At 63.1% G+C, this 15,181-nt stretch carries 10 protein-coding genes; 4 read left to right on the forward strand and 6 right to left on the reverse strand.

Annotated elements, in window-relative coordinates:
- The first annotated feature begins 567 nt into the window (after nt 1–567).
- Entirely contained in the window at nt 568–1,365 is a 798-nt protein-coding gene (locus tag L8V00_RS05445; RefSeq protein ID WP_420840037.1) for a hypothetical protein, read from the forward strand.
- A 145-nt stretch (nt 1,366–1,510) separates the two neighbouring features.
- On the forward strand, nt 1,511–2,245 hold the full coding sequence (locus L8V00_RS05450) for a neuraminidase (protein ID WP_269944439.1): 735 nt from the start codon (nt 1,511–1,513) through the stop codon (nt 2,243–2,245).
- Nucleotides 2,246–2,689: 444 nt separating this feature from the next.
- On the opposite strand, the gene L8V00_RS05455 is transcribed toward L8V00_RS05450, so the two are convergent.
- Both L8V00_RS05455 and pgi read right to left on the reverse strand, forming a co-directional pair.
- On the reverse strand, nt 2,690–2,938 hold the full coding sequence (locus L8V00_RS05455; RefSeq protein WP_269944440.1) for a hypothetical protein: 249 nt from the start codon (nt 2,936–2,938) through the stop codon (nt 2,690–2,692).
- A gap of 378 nt (nt 2,939–3,316) precedes the next feature.
- Nucleotides 3,317–5,014: a glucose-6-phosphate isomerase gene (gene pgi / locus L8V00_RS05460; RefSeq protein ID WP_269944441.1), complete on the reverse strand. Its 1,698-nt coding sequence runs from the start codon at nt 5,012–5,014 to the stop codon at nt 3,317–3,319.
- 115 nt (nt 5,015–5,129) lie between these two features.
- Between pgi and L8V00_RS05465 the strand changes: the two genes are divergently transcribed.
- A complete protein-coding gene (locus L8V00_RS05465; protein ID WP_269944442.1) occupies nt 5,130–6,653 on the forward strand; it encodes an NAD-dependent succinate-semialdehyde dehydrogenase in 1,524 nt (507 codons plus the stop codon).
- 88 nt (nt 6,654–6,741) lie between these two features.
- Here the strand turns inward: L8V00_RS05465 and L8V00_RS05470 are convergent, their stop codons facing one another.
- Together L8V00_RS05470 and L8V00_RS05475 are read right to left on the reverse strand one after the other, a co-directional pair.
- Nucleotides 6,742–7,635, reverse strand: coding sequence for an inositol monophosphatase family protein (locus L8V00_RS05470; protein WP_035005050.1), 894 nt, complete (start codon nt 7,633–7,635; stop codon nt 6,742–6,744).
- Between the two features lie 89 nt (nt 7,636–7,724).
- Entirely contained in the window at nt 7,725–8,594 is an 870-nt protein-coding gene (locus L8V00_RS05475; protein WP_239317885.1) for an inositol monophosphatase family protein, read from the reverse strand.
- Nucleotides 8,595–8,624: 30 nt separating this feature from the next.
- On the opposite strand from L8V00_RS05475, the gene prfB reads away from it, so the two are divergent.
- Nucleotides 8,625–9,758: a peptide chain release factor 2 gene (gene prfB, locus L8V00_RS05480; RefSeq protein WP_035005044.1), complete on the forward strand. Its 1,134-nt coding sequence runs from the start codon at nt 8,625–8,627 to the stop codon at nt 9,756–9,758.
- A gap of 91 nt (nt 9,759–9,849) precedes the next feature.
- On the opposite strand, the gene L8V00_RS05485 is transcribed toward prfB, so the two are convergent.
- Both L8V00_RS05485 and L8V00_RS05490 read right to left on the reverse strand, forming a co-directional pair.
- Nucleotides 9,850–13,326: a bifunctional proline dehydrogenase/L-glutamate gamma-semialdehyde dehydrogenase gene (locus tag L8V00_RS05485; protein ID WP_035005041.1), complete on the reverse strand. Its 3,477-nt coding sequence runs from the start codon at nt 13,324–13,326 to the stop codon at nt 9,850–9,852.
- Nucleotides 13,327–13,497: 171 nt separating this feature from the next.
- Nucleotides 13,498–15,120, reverse strand: coding sequence for an AbgT family transporter (locus L8V00_RS05490; protein ID WP_269944443.1), 1,623 nt, complete (start codon nt 15,118–15,120; stop codon nt 13,498–13,500).
- Nucleotides 15,121–15,181 lie beyond the last annotated feature (61 nt).

A 15,181-nucleotide genomic window follows, 5' to 3' on the forward strand; every position in this document is an offset into this window, starting at 1 on the left:
TTTAGAAAAGGTGCGTTTGTGTGAAAAAGTTTGGAAACAAAAGGGTTTGCTGTTCTTATTTTTTAAGGATTGGTGCGTTTTTATAGGGTGGGCGCCATGTTGATCAAGGCTTTTTGATGGTCAAAGCAAGGGTTACCTAAGTGGGTGCCATGGTTTAAATTGCAGGGGAGTGAATCTCGTTTCGAGGGGGTAGGTGGGGTCCTTTAAGGGTTGGTTAAGGATCTTTTGGTGAACTGCGCCTGAATGGTTTGTGAACGCCGGGTTAAATGCGGTGCATGGGAGCGCGAAATTGTCGAACAATTTCTGGCTTCGAGGGGCTAGAGTTGGATCCCGTCACTCAGAACCTGGGTGTGCAGCGGCCCTCGTGATTCGGCGCGCAGCACCCGGGGGAGGGCACCCCTAAGACCGGATTCAAACCCAAAGCCACCTGGCCGAAATCTCGCAAAACCCTTTGGCTGGCGGCGCGCATTCTCGCAGCATCACCAAATGCGCCCCAGTCCGTGCGAGCCGGAGAATATCCAGCTCGTGCACCTTTTCGTCCAGTGGCGTGCAAGAGGAGCACAAAACATGAAGAACCTGTGGAAGAACGGCGCAAGCGCAGCCGCTGCCGCCGTCGTCGTTGCGGCAGCCGTCGCATCTCCCGCATCCGCTATCACCAAGGAAGAGCACTACCCGGAGACTCCGAAGCTCAACCCGACCCTGCCGATCGTCAACACCACCCACGGTAGTGACCACATCAAGGCCAACATCCTGAACCCGCACCCGGTATGCAACTCCGGTGAGGATTACCGCACCGTCGTCTACAAGGTTGACGACAAGTTCACCCCGGCCGGCACCATCTCTGCCACCAACCAGTCGAAGAACACCATCCCGCTGACGCAGGAGCTGTCCAAGACCCAGACCATCTCCATCAGCATCAAGGGTGACCGCACGGAGACCACCAGCGTCAACCTGGGTGGCGAAGGCTCCGCCAAGGACGCCAAGGGCAGCGTCGGCATCGCCTACGAGCTGGCGAAGACCATCGGCGCGGAGGCTTCCTACTCCCTGAGCTGGAACGTTGGCCAGACCGTCGGCCCGTACGACGTCCCGGCAGGCCACACCGGCGAGGCTACCTACGGCTTCCGTACCATCAACATGACCGGCACCCAGCAGTTCTGCAAGGCCAACGGCACCTGGTCCACCCCGACCCCGTGGTCCGCGCTGACCCCGATCAAGAACCAGGTCAACGTGAAGCTGTACGGCAACCCGGCTGACTCCGCTGTCCCGGCCAAGCCGGAGGACGCTAACAAGCCTGCCGAGAAGCCCGCCGAGAAGCCGGCTGACGGTGCAGACAAGCCTGCCGAGAAGCCCGCCGACGAGGCTTAAACCAACTTCGCTGATCCCCGCCCGCAGGCTCGAAGCTCCTCAAAACTCTCTCGCAATGCGTCTCGCAGCGCATCCCTCAACGAGTCTCGCGATGCTTGTCGCAATGCTTCGACCTGCACCTATACAAAGTAAGGAATCCCCTCACATGAAGAAGAACGCAGCTTCCCTGACCCTCGCTGCCGCTATCGGCGTGACCACCGCTTTCGCGGGCGCTGGCAACGCTTTCGCTGAAGATGCTGTCGACCCTGGCTTCAACCAGGACGTTGCCGTCGCTGAGAACGCGGACACCGCTGACGCTTCCGCTGCCGACGCTGACGAGGCTCCGGCTGACGAGGCTGAGAAGCCCGCCAAGGACGACGAGGCCGAGAAGCCCGCCAAGGACGAGGCTGAGCAGTCCGGCGAGAAGTACGACCTGAAGCCGGAGATCCGCGTCGCTGCTGGCAAGGCCGCTGGCTTCGCAGGCCTGGTCTCCATCTCTGCCAAGAACGTTGGCTCCGAGACCTACTACCAGGACTTCCCGGCTATCTCTTTCCGTATCGACGTGCACACCGAGAAGGGGCCGAAGGGCGTTGACCGCCTGATCACCCCGGGCTGGTTCAACGGTGCATACACCCGTGACCTGGGCTTCGACAAGGAAAAGTCTGTTCGTAGCTTCGAGGTCACCCTGTCCAACCCGGTCAACCCGGGTGATTCCCAGCTGCTGGCAAACCTGAACTTCGGCGACGGCAAGACCAAGCTGGGGCGCCTGGAGAACTACATCACCGTTACCCAGACCGGTCGCCTGGAGGAGGACAAGTCCACCTCTAACGACCAGAACGTCGACTCCCGCGAGGTCACCACCACCGACGTTATGCACAAGCCGACCAAGGGCCTGTTCTAGTCTGATCGCTGAACGGATCCCTGCTCTGAACGGCTAACTCCGTTTAAACGGACTAAGGCTCCCCGCATCAGCGGGGAGCCTTAGTTTCGTTATCTAGAACCCGCTGTGCACAGTGGGTTTTGCCCGATGGCTAGACTGCTAAAGTCTTGCGAATCTTCACGAGGAGTATTCCTGTCTGGAGGATGCGTTCAGCCAAAGACAAAATGTCGGAAATATTGCATTTCTTTTTTATCGATGCCACCTGTTCCACCTCTAAAGCCTCCTGACCAGCCCTTATGTGTAGGTGGAAATAGTTTGCAAGAACGTTTTGCAAGTTTTCCGACATTTGCCTTACGGAAGTGCAACGTTTCCGACATTCTAGGGCCGGACGAGCCGGGGCCGGGGCAGGCCGGACGAGCCGGGGCCGGGGCAGGCCGGACGAGCCGGGGATAGAGGCAGTCTGGCCTAACCGAGGCCGGGGTTCAGGCGAACCCAAATCCCGTACAGCGGAACGGCTGGAAGAACTATGGGAGAAGCTAGAAAGACGGGTGCCATCCTCAGGGAGCCTGTAATGGGGTTGTACGGTTCGGGATTGGCAGCCTGCGCCACCTGCGCAGTCTGCGGCGTGGTTGCCTCCGCCTGGGCCGGCGCAGCTACGCCTGCGGAGATCGATGCCGCTGCGATGCCTACTGCCAGGGGCTTGCGAATCTTCATGGGGAGTGTTCCTTTCTGGAGAATTCGTGCAGTCAAAAACCAGCTATGGGGGAAGCGGGTTTCGTAAGTGAAATCGATCACCGGGCCCCAGCGTTAGCCTTCGGGGCGGATTTAGGCGCGATTGGCGCTGGATCGACGCTGCGACAGACAGCTTTCGGTGAAAGTTCGGGCGCAAATGTCGTTAGAACGGGAATACGTCGGGCGGTTTTTAAATCGTAGGGCGCGCGAAACTCTCTGACCAGGCATTATGCATAGATGAAAATGTGTTTAAATAACGTATTCTCGTTCTAGCGACATTTGCTCAGAAACCGGCGCCCGCTCGCCTCGACAGCAGCTAGCCTCGGCGCCCTCCCCAGCGTTAGCTTTCGGCGTGAACCGCTAGCCCCGGTGCTGGCGGTAGTAGGCGATGAGGTCGTCGGTGGAGGAGTCGCCGGCGTCACTACGCTCGGCACCAGTAACCACAGGCAACAGCGCGTTTGCCTGCTTCTTGCCGAGCTCCACACCCCACTGGTCAAAGCTATTGATGCTCCAGATCACGCCTTGAACGAAGACAATGTGCTCGTACAGTGCGATTAGCGCACCTAGCGTCTTCGGGGTCAGCTTGTTGGCCAGGATGGTGGTGGTCGGGCGGTTACCGGGCATCACCTTGTGCGGGATCAGCTCGGGGGCCACGCCCTCCTCCTGCAGCTCCTCGGCGTTCTTGCCGAAGGCCAGCACGCGGGTCTGGGCGAAGAAGTTGGACATCAACATGTCGTGCATGCTGGTGGTCCCGTCGGCGGCAACGGCATCGTCGTGCGGGTTAACGAAGCCGATGAAGTCAGCCGGCACCAGGTGCGTGCCCTGGTGTAGTAGCTGGAAGAAGGCGTGCTGACCGTTGGTGCCAGGCTCGCCCCAGTAGATCTCGCCGGATGGAACTTCCACCGGGCTGCCGTCCAGCTGCACGGACTTGCCGTTGGATTCCATCGTCAGCTGCTGCAGGTAGGCGGGGAAGCGCGCCATATCCTCGGAGTACGGCAGCACCGCGTGCGACTGCGCACCCAGGAAGTCGGTATACCACACGCCCAGCATGCCCATCAGCACCGGAATGTTCATTTCCAGCGGTTCGGTGCGGAAGTGATCGTCTACCTCGTGGAAGCCCTCCAGGAAGCGCATGAAGTCCTGCGGCCCAATGGCGGCCATCAGCGACAGACCAATGGCGGAATCCACGGAGTAGCGGCCGCCCACCCAGTCCCAAAACTCGAACATGTTCTTCGTGTCGATGCCGAAGTCCTGCACCTTCTCTGCGGCGGTGGAGACGGCTACGAAGTGCTTGGCGGTGATGTCACGGATGGCGTCGTCCCCCTCGACGTCCACGCCCTCATCGGCGAGGTTGCGCAGCAGCCAGCGGCGCGCGGCGTGGGCGTTGGCCAGGGTCTCAGAGGTGGTGAAGGTCTTGGAGGCGATGACGAACAGCGTGGATTCAGCATCCAGCCCATCGAGGGTGCCGGCCACGTCCGCCGGGTCGATGTTGGAGATGAAGTGCGGCGTAATGCCGGCCGTCATGTAGGGGCGCAGTGCCTGTGCGGCCATTGCCGGCCCCAGGTCGGAGCCGCCGATGCCGATGTTCACGACGTGCTTGATGGTGTGCCCGGTCACGCCCTGCCAGGAGCCGGAGCGGAGCGCCTTGGCGAAGTCGCGCATGCGACCCAGCACTGCGTGCACGTCGGCGGCCACGTCCTGCGTCTCGTCGGCTCCGACTGGGATGCTGAACTCCCGATCGACCGGAATGCGCAGCGCGGTGTGCAGGACGGCACGGTCCTCGGTGGTGTTGATGTGCTCGCCGTCGAACATGGCGCTGCGGTAGTCCTCCAGGCCGCGGGCACGCGCCAGGTCCAGTAGCAGGCGCAGTCCGCGCTCGTCGATGAGGTTTTTCGACAGGTCTACGTGCAGCGGACCTACGTTGTAGGTCATGTCGCTGGAGCGTCCCGGCTGTTCGGTGAAGAGCTCTCGCAATTGAGTGCCGCGGGTTGCGTCGGCGTATTCGGTGAGCTTCTTCCATTCCCGTGTCTTATGTGCGGTTTCGCGTTGTTGTGGCATAGGCACAGCTGGGCTCCTTTCGTCGCTGCAATTATCACTTTCCACGGTAGTGGAAAAGGTGGAGGCGCGTGGCGGTCTGCAAGCCTGCCTCCGAAAGGCGCGTATATGTGGGTATATGACTTCACTCAACATTCCTTCTGAATTCAGCACCACTCTTCAGGCCGCGGGGCTTTCCTTCGAGGTGCCCACGGGGTTGTTCTTAGGTGGGGCCTGGCGCTCTGGGTCTGCAGGTGAAACTATTTCGGTTATTGACGCCGCCACGGGGAAGCCTTTCGCGGATGTCGCCGCGGCAACAGAGGATGATGCGCGGGAGGCCATGGATAAGGCCGTGGAGATTCAGGCGGACTGGGCCGAATCCACTCCGCGGGAGCGTTCCGAGCTTTTGCGTCGGCTGTTCGATCTGGTGCACGAGCACGCGGATCAGCTGGCGGCTCTGCAGTCCCTGGAGCTGGGGCGCGCGCTGCCGGATTCCAAGGGCGAGGTGACCTACGCCGCCGAGTATCTGCGCTGGTTCAGCGAGCGGGCGGCGGCGATCGCTGGCGAGTATCGCGTGGCTCCGGCTGGTAACGGGCGCATCGTGACTACGCACCGTCCGGTGGGGCCGGTGCTGGCGATCACCCCATGGAACTTCCCGCTGGCGATGGTGACCCGCAAGCTGGCTCCGGCGCTGGCGGCGGGCTGCACCGTGATTGCTAAGCCGGCGCAGCTGACCCCGCTGACGATGCTTTACTTCGCGGAGCTGGGGCGCATCGCCGGCATTCCGGATGGTGTGTTCCAGGTGCTGCCGACGTCCTCGGCGCGCCGCGTGTCCGCCCTGTTGGACGACGACCGTCTGCGTAAGCTGACTTTCACCGGTTCCACGGAGGTCGGCCAGGCGCTGGCCGCCACCGCGGCGCAGAAGACGATCCGCACGTCGCTGGAGCTCGGCGGTAACGCGCCTTTCGTTGTGTTGGAGCACGCGGATGTGGACAAGGCTGTGGAGCAGGCTATTGCGGCGAAGATGCGTGGCGCGGGTCAGGTTTGTGTGGCCGCTAACCGCTTCATCGTTCACGAGTCCCTGGCCGAGGAGTTCGAGGCTGGGCTGGCGCAGAAGATGAGTGAGTTCGTGATGGGGCCGGGCACCGACTCGAAGACCACTATGGGGCCGCTGGTTAGCCAGGAGCAGCGCGATGGAGTGCGTGACATGGTAGCCAAGGCCGTCGAGGAGGGGGCGCACGTTGCCCTCGGCGGTAATGAGGCCTTGGAGAAGCTGGGGGAGACGCACCCCGACCTGGATCCGAATGGTTTCTGGTATCCCGCCACGGTGCTTACGGGTGTGACGTCACAGTTTGAGCTTGCTAACCAGGAGATCTTCGGTCCCGTCGCGGCCGTGCAGCGCGTCTCCAGCGATGAGGAAGCCTTGAAGGTCGCCAACGATACCGTCTTCGGCCTGGCTGGCTATGTGATGGGCGAGGATATGAAGAAGACCCTGCGCTTCGCCGAGCGCATGGAGGCCGGAATGGTCGGCGTGAACCGTGGCGCGCTATCGGATGCGTCTGCTCCGTTCGGCGGAGTGAAGCAGTCCGGCCTGGGGCGCGAGGGTGGTTTCGAGGGCATCGAGGAGTACCTCGACACCGTGTATCTGGCGCTCGACGTATAAAGCTGGGTGCCGCCTTGGGAGGTGCTGGGACAGGATGCGCCTGTCTGGGCTAGTACCGGGTGGGCAGCAGTTCGGCGCTAGGTCGGCGCTAGTCGAGGGCGCTGAGCGTGGCCTCGTGCAGCAGGCCGTTGGTGGCGACGGCGGACCCGCCGTGTGGGCCGTCCTGGCCGTCCAGGGAGGTGAAGCGCCCGCCAGCCTCCGTGATGATCGGCGCCAGCGCTGCCAGATCCCAGAGGCTTACCTCCGGCTCGGCGGCAATATCCACCGCACCCTCGGCGACCAGCATGTAGGACCAGAAGTCGCCGTATCCGCGCAGGCGCCACGCGGAATCTGTCAGGCTAATGAGCTGCTCACGCTTGCCGCAGTCCGCCCAGCCGGAAAGGGAGGAAATTGCAATCGAGGAGTCCGCGACCTGCGCGACCTTCGAAACCTCCAGGCGGCGGGCGCCCACCGACGGCACCCCACCGTTTGCGTTGCCAGCACCGCTAGTGCCGCTGGTGTCGCCGGTACTGTCGGAGCCGCCAGTGCCACCGGTGGCAGCGCTGGCCGGGGTGTTAAACAATCGCCATGCGCCGGAGCCTTCGGCGGCCCACCAGCGGCGCCCCAGCGCGGGCGCGGAGACGACGCCCACCACTGGCTTGCCGTCCACCAGCAGGCTGATCAGTGTGGCCCACACGGGTACGCCGCGGACAAAGTTCTTGGTGCCGTCGATGGGGTCAATGACCCACTGTCGCCCGGCGAAGGTGACGTCGCCGCCGAATTCCTCTCCCAGTAGGGCGTCCTCCGGGTGGTGTGCGGCGATGAGTTCCCGCAGTTCCTTCTCCACGGCGGTGTCCGCGTCGCTCACCGGCGTGAGGTCGGGCTTCGATTCAACGCTCAGGTCGTTCGCCTCGAAGCGCGCCATGGTGATCGCGTCGGCCGCGTCGGCCAGCGACAGCGCCAGGGTCAGGTCATCTGCATATGGGGAAACCGAGTCCGTCATGACACACATGATAACCCCGTGGCACATATAAAGCCACGGGAAGAATGTGACTAATGTGACTAGTGTGGCAAGGGGGGGTAGCCTTCTCGCTAGGCTTCGCGCAGCGCCTTAACGGATTGCTCTACCGCGTCTGGCGCCCCGGCAATGAACCAGGTGGTGCCGTCTTTTTCTTCCTTCTTAGCGACGCCCCCAGCGCCCTCCACCAAAGCACGCCCAGGCAACCAGTCCCAGCTGGCTACGCTGTGCTGCATCCAGCAGCCGAGCTCGCCACCGGCCACGCACGCGAGGTCGATGGACGCAGACCCCAGCATGCGCAGCGTGGCAAACTGCGTGCTTACGGCCTTCCAGGTTTTCAGCCGGGTGGCGTCCGCAATGTCGGTGGGGTGTAGGTAGCCGCCCAGGCAGGTCAGGTCCGCGGTGGTGTTCGGCAGGCTGATCTCGGTGGCGTCACGAGTAGTAGGAATATCCGGGCCACCAAACCACGTGTAGCCCATCGCCGGGCGGTGAACGGCGCCGAACAACAGGGCGTCCGGATCATCGGGGGACCCCTCGACCAGTGCCAGGGCAGAGCACCAATAGTCCGAACCCGTAGTGAAGTTGTAGGTGCCATCTACAGGGTCGATTACCCAGGTGCGGCCGGACTTCGACTCCACGGCGGTGCCCTCCTCGCCCAGCAAGCCATCGTCGGGGCGGATGGCACGCAGTGCGTCGGCGATGAACTTCTCGGCCGCGCGATCCGCAGCGGTCACGACATCGCTGACGGACGTCTTCTGCTCCGTATCCAAGCCCGTCTGGCGCATACGCCACGCCAGGCGGCCTGCGTTATAGACCAGCGCCTGAGCCAGGTGGTGGTCGGAATCATCGACATGCGCCACGATGAACGTCTTGATGATCGCATTCAGCATGTCCTCTGGGATCGGGGAAGAAGAATCAGAACCGTTAGTAGCCATACATTCCATTGTGCATGTCGCCGGGTAGACTTGCGCATTATGCAACCGGAAGTTTCTGCAGACCTAAGCGACCTGGACGGCACCCTGACCACCATCGAGAAGGTGCTGGACCTCGACGAGCTGGGCGACCGCGCCCGCGAGCTGGAGGAAAAGTCCGCCGACCCCTCGCTGTGGGACGATCCGGACCACGCGCAGCAGGTGACTTCCGAGCTTTCCCGTGTGCAGGCGAAGCTGAAGAAGGTCACGGGGCTGCGCCAACGCCTGGATGACCTGCCGGTGCTCTACGACATGGCTGAGGAGGAAGCCGGGGACGACCCGGACGCCGCCCAGGAAGCGGTGCAGTTGGCCGATGCGGAGCGCGAGGAGCTGCGCCAGGAGATTGAATCGCTCGAGGTCACGACGATGCTGTCGGGGGAGTACGACGAGCGCGAAGCCGTGCTGAACATCCGCAGCGCCGCCGGTGGCGTGGATGCCGCCGACTGGGCAGAGATGCTGCTGCGCATGTACACCCGCTGGGCCGAAAAGGCCGGGCACAAGGTGGAGGTCTACGACATCTCCTATGCCGAGGAAGCCGGCATTAAGTCCGCGACCATCGTCATCCACGGGGAATACATGTATGGCACCCTCTCCGTGGAGCAAGGAACCCACCGCCTGGTGCGCATTTCTCCCTTCGACAACCAGGGCCGCCGCCAGACCTCGTTCGCCGAGGTGGAGGTGCTGCCAGTGGTGGAGCAGACCGACCACATCGATATTGATGAGAACGACGTGCGCGTGGACGTCTACCGCTCCTCTGGCCCCGGCGGGCAGTCGGTGAACACCACCGACTCGGCGGTGCGCCTGACCCACGTGCCCACAGGCATTGTGGTGACGTGCCAGAACGAGAAATCGCAGATTCAGAACAAGGCATCCGCCATGCGGGTGCTACAGGCGAAGTTGCTGGAGCGTAAGCGTCAAGAAGAACAGGCCGAAATGGACGCGCTGAAGGGCGACGGCTCTAACTCCTGGGGTAACCAGATGCGCAACTACGTACTGCACCCGTACCAGATGGTGAAGGATCTGCGCACGAACGTCGAGGTCAACGACCCCAGCAAGGTGCTGGATGGTGACCTCGACGGCTTCCTGGAGGCCGGCATTCGCTGGCGCATGGCGCAGCAGCAGGAAGCGCAGGCCTAGCGCGCCGGGCTGTACGCGAGCGTGCGCCGGGCTGCGTGCCCGGCGGTGGCTGAGCCAGGGCTGCGCGCCCGGTCAGGCTCAGCGCTGCTCCTTAAGGGGTGAGGCCGTGGATGTAGCCGAAGCGGTGCTCCGTCGTGGAGATCGCCTGCTCGAGCAACAGCGGCAGTAGCTCGCGGCGGCCATCGGGTAACACATCCTGATCCAGGATCACGGAGCCGGACTTCGCAGCGGCCTCGTAGAACTCATCCGGGGCTTCGCCCAGCGCGCGGACGCGCACGGACTGGGCGATGGCAATTTCCTCGGCAAAGTCGCGGTCGGAGGAAGTACGCATCTGCTCGCCGAGCTCGCCCCACTCGCGGGCAACCTCCGGGTTGGCGGAAATATCCAGCTCCGTGCCCGTGGCGGCGGAGGCCAGCTTCAGGCGCAGCAGGTCGCGCGGGTTGGCGCCCTCGGAAACGCGGACGCGCAGCGGCTCGAGCAACGGCTTGTAACGGAACACGTTGGACTCCACGACCAGGGCCGTCTTGTCGTGCTCCACGCCGAACTCGGTGGACATCGCGTAGGCATCCGACTCCGCGGCGCGGCGCAGCCACACGTGATCGTCCTTGGACAGGGCAGGGGAGCCCAGGCCGCGGATCTCGCGCAGCAGCTGCGTGATGTGCGTCGGCAGGGTGCCTGCGGCCAGCTCGCTCAGGTCGCCCTCGGTCCACACGCCCTGCTGGGCGACGTAGTTCGGGCCACCGGCCTTCGCACCGCTGCCCAGGGCGGAGTTCTTCCAGCCACCGAAGGACTGACGCTGCACGATAGCGCCTGTGATGCCGCGCTCCACGTAGGCGTTGCCGACCTCCACGCGCTCGCGCCAGTATGCGGTTTCTTCCACGTCGATGGTGTGGATACCGCCAGTCAGACCGAAGCCCGTGGAGTTCTGCCACTCGATGGCCTCGTCCAGGGTCTCTGCGTGCATGATGCCCGCCACTGGGCCGAAGCACTCGTGGGTGTGGAACCAGCTGCCCGGCTTCACGTTGTCGCGCAGGCCAGGGGACCACAGGGTGCCCTCGTCGTTGAGCTTACGGGGCTTGACCAGCCACTTCTCGCCCTTCTCCAGTTCGGTCAGGCCGCGGAGCAGCTTGTCGCCTGGCTCCTCGATCACACCGTTCATAAAGGTGGAAATGTCGGAGCCCGGGCCGACCTTCATGGAACGCACCGCATCGACCAGCTGGTTGATGAAGCGCTTGGACTTGCCGATCGAGCCGACGGTGATGATCAGCGAGGCGGCGGAGCACTTCTGACCCGCGTGGCCATACGCAGACTTGAAGATGTCCGCCACCGCCAGGTCCGGATCCGCCGCCGGGGTAACGATGATCGCGTTCTTGCCGGAGGTCTCCGCGTTAATGACCATGCGCGGCTTCCAGCCACGGAACAGCTTCGCGGTCTCGGAGGCGCCGGTGAGGATCACGGACTCGACATCCGGGTGGCTCACCAGGCGCTTGCCGGCCTCGGCTTCGTCGGCGTTGACTAGCTGCACCAGATCCTCGGAGATGCCGGCCTCGCGCAGAATGCCCATGAAGACCTCCGCGATGCGCAGCACCTGCGGAGCGGGCTTGATGATCGCGCAGGAACCGGCAGCCAGCGCGGCGAAAACGCCGCCCAGCGGGATGGCGATAGGGAAGTTCCACGGCGGGGTGATCACCACGGACTTGTACGGGGTAAACACCGAGCCGCGCACGTGGTCCAGCTGGCGGGCACTCTCCGCGTAGTAGCGGGCGAAGTCGATGGCCTCGGAAACCTCGGGGTCGGTCTCGGCGACGGTCTTACCCGCCTCGAATACTGCAGCCGAGATCAGCTTCGAACGGTTGTTGGCCAGGGCATCTGCGGCCTGGTCCAACAGCTCTGCACGCTCCGCGCCGGTCTTCTGCGACCACTTCTCGGAAGCCTCGCGGCAACGGGCGACGGCGGCGTCAATAACCGCAGGGTCAGTTACCTCCGGGGTCTGAGCGGGGCCAGGATCGCTCGACGGATCGACGATCTGCAGCGCCCACTCGCGGTTGGCGGGCAGCGTTGGGTCGGTGTCGGGCTCGTTGACGAAGTTGCCGGGCAGGCCGTCGGACTGGCAGCCCTTCTTCTCGGCCTCTTCCTCCAGGCGGTTCTGGGTGCGACGCGAACCGGCGAAGGTCTCCCAACGGTCGCGCACGGAGTTGCGGAAGCGCAGCTCCTGGCCTTGCATCGGAGTCATACCGGTGACGTCGGTCTCGTCATCCTCTGGGGTGAACAGCGCGTAGAGGAAGTTCTGCTTCGCACCGTTTTCCTCCAGGCGGCGCACCAGGTAGCTGATGGCTACGTCGAAGTCTTCCTTCTTGACCACCGGGGTGTACAGAATCATGTTGCCGGCGACGTCGCGCACGGCCTCGGACTGTGCGGGGGACATGCCCTGCAGCATCTCCACGTCCAGCTGGTGCTCGACATTGCGGGCAACGGAGAGCTCGTGGGCGAGTGCCAGGTGGTACAGGTTGTGCGAAGCCACGCCGATGCGCAGGTTATCCGCGTGCTCGGGCTGCAGCACCCAATCCAGCAGGCGGATGTAGTTGGCATCCACCTCCGCCTTCGTCAGGTAGGGAGCCTGCGGCCAGTCGTGAACCTCGGAATCCACGCGCTCCATGGAAAGGTTGGCGCCCTTCACCAGGCGCACCTTGATCTTGGCACCGCCTTTGGCACGGCGCTGCGCGGCGAACTCCGCCAGCTCCTGCAGCGCGTCGAAGGTGTCGGGCAGGTAGGCCTGCAGCACGATGCCGGCCTCCAGGCTCTGGAACTCTTCCTCGTCCAGCAGCTCGGTGAACAGCTTAAGGGTCAGGTGGAGGTCCTTGTACTCCTCCATGTCCAGGTTGATGAAGGGGTGCGGGTCGCGCTTCATGGCCTGGCGGTACAGCGGGCGCAGGCGATCCTTCAGGCGTTCGATGGAGCCCTCGAAGTCCCAGTGGTTCAGCTGGCTGACCACGGAGGAAGCCTTGACGGAAACGTAGTCCACCCGCGGGTTCTTCAGCAGGTCGAGGGTGTTATCCAGGCGTCGCTGTGCCTCGGCCTCGCCGAGCACGGCCTCGCCCAGCAGGTTCAGGTTCAGCTGGAAGCCCTTGTCGCGGTAGTCGTCCAGCATGCGATCCAGCGCCTTGGATTCCGCATCCAGCACCAGGTGGCCGACGGTGGCGCGCAGGTAGGAGCGCGCGATCGGCATGACGATGTTCGGCAGCAGTGGCGCTGCGATGGAACCGGCGGTAACCAGGATGGAATCGACCAGGCTCATGAACCCCGGCACTGGCTCGGTGCGCTTAAACGGGTTGGCGATCTTGGCAAACTCCTTGGCCGAAACGTGGTTGTCCTCGGGGCGGGCCACGCGGTCGACGAAGGCGAAGGTGAACTCCACGCCGTCGGGATCGTGCACCATGTCTGCCAACTGCTTCGTGGAAGCGGAAGTCTCTTCGACCTCCAGCCACTGCTCGGCGCGGTGAATGGCCTTGGTGACCACCGCTTCGACATCGGAGCTATTGGGTAAAGGAGTATTAGCCTGGCTGTTCAACGCCGACCTCAATTCTTAGATCGTTGGCCAAGGCGCAATGTGGAACCCTGGCCAAGCGGTGTGCAGGGGTACATTTTCCACACTAACGATAAGGCTTGGGCAGGGCTACCACGGGGGCTGAACCTGTGCTGTGCGCCAGCGCAGTGCAGAGCCAGCGCTGGGGCTAGGGAGCTACGGCGCCGGGTAGTCCATCGGCGTGCCAGGGCCGAGCGGCAGGCCGACCATCCACCAGAGGGCGAAGAACAGGAACCAGCCCACCAGCATGGCGATGGAGTACGGCAACGTCAGCGACATCAGCGTTCCGATGCCCGCCTTCTTGTAGTAGCGCTGCAGGAAGGTCAGGGCCAGGGCGAAGTACGGGCTCATCGGGGTGATGATGTTCGACGGCGAGTCGCCGATACGGAACAGCATCTGGGTGACCTCGGGGGAGAAGCCGACGTACATGAACATCGGCACGACGATCGGTGCCATCAGCGCCCATTGGGCGGAACCAGAAGTAATGAAGAGGTTCACCAGTGCCACCAGGATCACGAAGGCGCCGAAGAGCAGCAGCGGCGGCAGGTCGGCCTTCTGCAGCAGCTCCGAGCCCTTAATGGCGGTCCAGGAACCCAGGTTGGAAGCCGTGAACCAGGCGAGGAACTGCGATACGGCGAAGAACAGCACCATCATCGGCAGCAGGGTCTTCAGGCCGCGCGCCATGAACTCCGGAACGTCGCTGGCCTTCGTGATGGACTTGATGCCCAGGCCGTAGACCAGGCCGAGGATCAGGAAGGATGCGCCGATAGGCACGGCCACTGCGGTGATCAGCGGGCTGGACATCACTTCGCCGCCTTCGCCCTGTAGCGGCGACCCCGGAACGAACAGCAGCGCGAAGTAGATGGCCGTCATGATGACGGCGACGATGGCGGTGTTCTGCAGTGCACGCCATTCATCGGTATCGAGTTTCAGAGCAGCGGTGATCTTTTCCTGCGGTACGTCTCCGGCGAGCTCGTCATCGCCGTCGCGGCCGGTGTTGAAGGTGACCTCCGAGTAGTCGATCTCGTCGTGGTCGACAAGGTCCAGGGCGCGCTTTTTCATGTACAGCTCCGTCACCGCCGTGATGATCAGCGCCAACACGATCGCGCTGGCAGCTACGAAGAAGTAGTTGGCCAGCGGGGAGACGAAGTATTCGTCGTCCACGATGTGAGCTGCCGAGGTGGAAATGCCACCCAGCAGCACATCGGTGATGTTCAGCACCAGTGAGGAGTTGAACCCGGCGGAGGAGGCGGCGAAGGCCACCATCGCGCCGACGATCGGGGAGCGCCCCACTGCGCGGAAGGCCACTGCACCCAGCGGAATGAGGATCACGTACACGGCGTCCGAGGCCACGGAGCCCGTCACGCCCGCAAGCGCCACGACGAATGTCAGAGTTTTCGGCCCGACCCTAGAGACGGTTGCGCGTACCACCGCGCTAATCAGACCGGAGTGCTCTGCCACGGCCACGCCCAGCATGACCGTAATAATCAGACCCAGCGGTGGGAAGGTTACGTAGTTGTCCACCACGCCTGAAAGGATTTCTTGGAGTCCTTCGGAGCTCAGCAGGTTGACGATCTCTACCTTCTCGCCGTCTTCTGGGTTCGTGGCGCTGAGGCCTAGCTTGTTGAAGGCGAAACTAGAGACGAGCACCAGCCCGCCGAGTATGACGAATAGCCAAAACGGGTCGGGGAGTTTGTTGCCAACTTTCTCGATGAATCCGAGGAAGCCCCCGGGCTGATTGCTTTTTGTAGTTTCTTTTTTAGTCTTCGTGTCGCTCATGGGCTCTTTTCTCTTCTTGACGCCTAGCTCTTCAACCGGGTTGGGTTGCGACTTTACATTC

The organism is Corynebacterium evansiae (assembly GCF_027570065.1).
GTDB classification, from domain to species: Bacteria; Actinomycetota; Actinomycetes; order Mycobacteriales; family Mycobacteriaceae; genus Corynebacterium; species Corynebacterium evansiae.